The organism is Immundisolibacter sp. (assembly GCF_028696615.1).
In the GTDB taxonomy this organism is placed as follows: domain Bacteria; phylum Pseudomonadota; class Gammaproteobacteria; order Immundisolibacterales; family Immundisolibacteraceae; genus Immundisolibacter.
In genome coordinates, this window is the sequence record NZ_JAQVGQ010000239.1 from 1 (window position 1) to 3667 (window position 3667).

General features: G+C 71.1%; 3 protein-coding genes and 2 pseudogenes. 3 read left to right on the forward strand and 2 right to left on the reverse strand.

Going from position 1 to position 3667, the window contains the following annotated elements:
- The coding region (locus PHC73_RS12415; protein ID WP_366949880.1) for a pitrilysin family protein at positions 1-612 on the reverse strand (612 nt) is incomplete at its 3' end.
- A 213-nt stretch (positions 613-825) separates the two neighbouring features.
- Here PHC73_RS12415 and ftsY point away from each other — a divergent pair.
- The 3 genes and pseudogenes from ftsY to ftsX form a co-directional block, all read left to right on the forward strand.
- A pseudogene (gene ftsY, locus PHC73_RS12420) lies at positions 826-1773 on the forward strand (signal recognition particle-docking protein FtsY); the annotation flags it as partial.
- On the forward strand, positions 1770-2429 hold the full coding sequence (gene ftsE / locus PHC73_RS12425) for a cell division ATP-binding protein FtsE (protein ID WP_300128754.1): 660 nt from the start codon (positions 1770-1772) through the stop codon (positions 2427-2429). The pseudogene ftsY and the gene ftsE, both read left to right, overlap by 4 nt.
- Positions 2430-2432: 3 nt before the next feature.
- Positions 2433-3347 (forward strand): permease-like cell division protein FtsX, encoded by a 915-nt coding sequence (gene ftsX / locus PHC73_RS12430; RefSeq protein WP_300128757.1) that lies wholly within the window; start codon positions 2433-2435, stop codon positions 3345-3347.
- A gap of 134 nt (positions 3348-3481) precedes the next feature.
- Here ftsX and PHC73_RS12435 read toward each other — a convergent pair.
- Positions 3482-3667 (reverse strand): annotated as a pseudogene (locus PHC73_RS12435) (ZIP family metal transporter); the annotation flags it as partial.

Genomic DNA, 3667 nt, shown 5'->3' on the forward strand with positions numbered 1-3667 from the left:
CACCTGCCCGCCCGGCAGGCCGCCGAAATAGCGCCGCGCCAGCGAGAACACCCGCGCCGGGTCGACGTCGCCGACCACCACCAGCGTGGCGTTGCTGGGCTGGTACCAGCGCCGGTACCAGTCCTTCAGATCGTCCACGGTCAGCGTGGCCAGGTCGTCCTCCCAGCCGATCACCGGGTTGCGGTACGGGTGCGCCAGGAAGGCGACGGCGTTGAACTGCTCGTACAGCAGCGCCTGCGGCTGGTCCTCGGTGCGCAGGCGGCGCTCCTCCTTGACCACCTCGATTTCCTTGGCGAACTCGGCGCCGTCCAGGCGCAGGTTGCGCATGCGGTCGGCTTCGAGGCGAAAGCTCACCTCGATACGGTCGGCGGCGAGCGTCTGGAAATACGCCGTGTAGTCGGTGCCGGTAAAGGCGTTCTCCTCGCCGCCGTTGTCGGCGATGATGCGCGAGAACTCGTTCGGCCCCAGGCGCGCCGTGCCCTTGAACATCATGTGCTCGAGCACGTGCGACACGCCGGTGAGGCCGCCCGGCTCGTAGCTGCTGCCGACCTTGTACCAGACCTGCGTCACCGCCACCGGGGCGCGGTGGTCCTCACGCACGATGACCTTCATGCCGTTGCCGAGGGTTTGTTCCTGAGTGGTCGGCGTCGACGGGGCAGCCGCGTGCAGCGGCGCCCCCGCCAGCAACAGCAGGGCGCTCAAAATGCGTTTCACCGGAAGACTCCTGTGCGTGGGGACGCCGCGGGCCGGCCGCGACGCCGGTGTTAGCATAACGCGGCCTTCGACCATCGATCCGCCGCCCCGGTTGCAGCCCGTCCCATGACCGAGAATTCCCGCCCGGGCCTGTTCGCCCGCCTGCGCCAGGGTCTGGCGCGCACCCGCGAACGCCTGGGCGGCGGCATCGCCGACCTGCTGCTCGGCCGGCGCGCCATCGACGCCCTCACCGTCGAAGAAATCGAAACCCTGCTGCTGAGTGCCGACGCCGGCGTCGAGGCCACCGCCACGCTGGTCGACGATCTCAACGCCCGCCTGGCCCGGCACGAGCTGGCCGACGGCGCCGCGGTGCTCGAGGCACTCAAGGAGCGCATGGTGGCGCTGCTGGCGCCGTGCGAGGTGCCCGCGCCGGCGTTCACCGCCAAACCGCACGTCATCCTCATGGTCGGCGTCAACGGCGCCGGCAAGACCACCACCATCGGCAAGCTCGCCCGGCGTCTGACCGACGATGGCAAGCAGGTGGTGCTGGCCGCCGGCGACACGTTTCGCGCCGCCGCGGTGGAGCAGCTCAAGGTGTGGGGCGAACGCCTGGGCGTGCCGGTGATCGCCCAGCAGCCGGGCGCCGACCCGGCAGCGGTGATCTTCGACGCCCTGCAGGCGGCCAAAACTCGCGGCGCCGACGTGGTGATCGCCGACACCTCCGGACGCCTGCACACCCAGGCCGGCCTGATGGACGAGCTGCGCAAGATCCGCCGCGTGATGGGCCGCTTCGACCCCAGCGCCCCGCACGAGACGCTGCTGGTGCTCGACGCCGGCAACGGCCAGAACGCGCTCATCCAGGCGCGCCAGTTCAACCAGGCGATCGGCGTCACGGGTCTGGTGCTGACCAAGCTCGACGGCACCGCCAAGGGCGGCGTGGTGCTGGCGATCGCCAGCCAGCTGCGCCTGCCGATCCGCTACCTCGGCGTCGGCGAGAAAGCGGACGACCTGCGCCCGTTCGTGGCGCGCGAGTTCGTCGAGGCGCTGCTCAGCCGCGACGAGACCGCCGAGGCGCCATGATCCGCTTCGAGCACGTCAGCAAACGCTACGCCGGCGGCAGCGACGCGCTCAAGGACATCAGCTTCACGCTGCAGGCCGGCGAGCTGGCCTTCGTCACCGGCCACTCAGGGGCCGGCAAGAGCACGCTGCTGAAGCTGATCGCCGGCATCGAGAAGCCCAGCCGCGGCCTTGCCGTGGTCAACGGCCAGAATCTCGCCAAACTGTCGCGCCGCCGGCTGCCCTACTACCGGCGCAGCATCGGCATGATCTTCCAGGACCACAAGCTGCTGCCGGAGCTGACGGTGGCCGACAACGTGGCGCTGCCGCTGGTGGTGGCCGGCCATCGCGGGCCGGAGGTCGGCCGGCGCGTGCGCGCGGCGCTCGACAAGGTCGGCCTGCTCGGCAAGGAACGCAGCCTGCCGCAGGCGCTGTCCGGCGGCGAGCAGCAGCGCGTCGGCATCGCCCGCGCGCTGGTGGCGCGCCCGCCGCTGCTGCTGGCCGACGAGCCGACCGGCAACCTCGACCCCGAGCTGTCGCGCGAGGTGATGCGGCTGTTTCGCGATTTCAACCAGGTCGGCGTGGCGGTGCTGATCGCCAGCCACGACCACGCGCTGATCGAAGAAATGGACGCCCGCACGCTGACCCTGCACGCCGGCTGCCTGATCGGCGACGCCTGAACCGTGCCACGCTACCTCGAACGCCACCTGCAGGCACTGATCGGCAGCCTAGGTCAGCTGTGGCGCCAGCGCGTCAACACGCTGCTGACGGCGCTGGTGATCGGCGTGAGCCTGGCGCTGCCGGCGAGCCTGCTGCTGGGCCTTGCCACACTGCAGCAGGCCACCGCCGGCTGGGACGGCGACGCGCGCCTGACCGCCTACCTCAAGACCAACCTGCCGGATGCCGAGGCCGCCGAACTGGCCGGCAAGCTGCGCCGCGAGCTGGATGGCGAGGCCAGCGTGACGCTGATCGACCGCGCCCAGGCGCTGGCCGAGTTCGAACGCAGCTCGGGCCTCGGCGAAGCGCTCGCCCTGCTCGGCGACAACCCGCTGCCGGCAGCGCTGGTGCTGACGCCCGCCGGCCGCGCCGACGAGGCGAAGCTCGCCCGCCTCGCCGACCGGCTGCGCGCCCTGCCGCAGGTGGACGACGTGCAGGCCGACCTCGAGTGGGTGCGGCGCCTGAACGCCCTGCTGGAACTTGGCCGGCGCATGGTGTGGGTGTTCGCGGCCCTGCTCGGCACCGGCGTGGTGCTGGTCACCGGCAACACCATTCGCCTGGCCATCTTCAACCGCCGCGCCGAGATCGAGATCACCAAGCTCATCGGCGGCACCGACGCCTTCATCCGCCGGCCGTTTCTGTACTGGGGCCTGCTGCAGGGCCTGGCCGGCGGCGTCGTGGCAACCCTGTTGCTGCTCGGCGTGCACCTCGCCCTGGCCGGCCCGGTGCGCACGCTGGCCGGGCTGTACGGCTCACCGCTCAGCCTCACGACCCCCGGCTTTTTGGGCAGTGTCGGCGTGCTGCTGCTGGGCGGCGGTCTGGGACTGGCCGGCGCGGCGCTGGCGGTCGGCCGGCACTTACGGGAAATCGAGCCGGGCTAGGGACGGGCTGCCGCGCGGTACAGGCCCGCGCGGCGCTCCCTGAATCAAGCGCTTATAATCAATTGGTTACGCCATCGATTCAGTACGGGGCTCCCTGCCCCGGGCGGAAACGCCCCATAAAGTCAGCGCCCATCTCAGTGCACCCAGCGTTCGAGCGCCAGGTGACTGAGCACGATGGTGGCGACCCCGGCGCCGATCAGCAGCACCTGCCAGGCGGTGGCCGCCGGCTCCGGGCGCCGGTGCAGGTCTGGAATCAGGTCGGCGACGGCGATGTAGACGAAACTGGCCGCCGCCAGTGTCAGCACGTACGGCAGCGTGCC

Coding starts and splice junctions, on each gene's coding strand:
- ftsE (WP_300128754.1), top strand. CDS start 1,770: ATGATCCGCTTCGAGCACGTCAGCAAACGCTACGCCGGCGGCAGCGAC.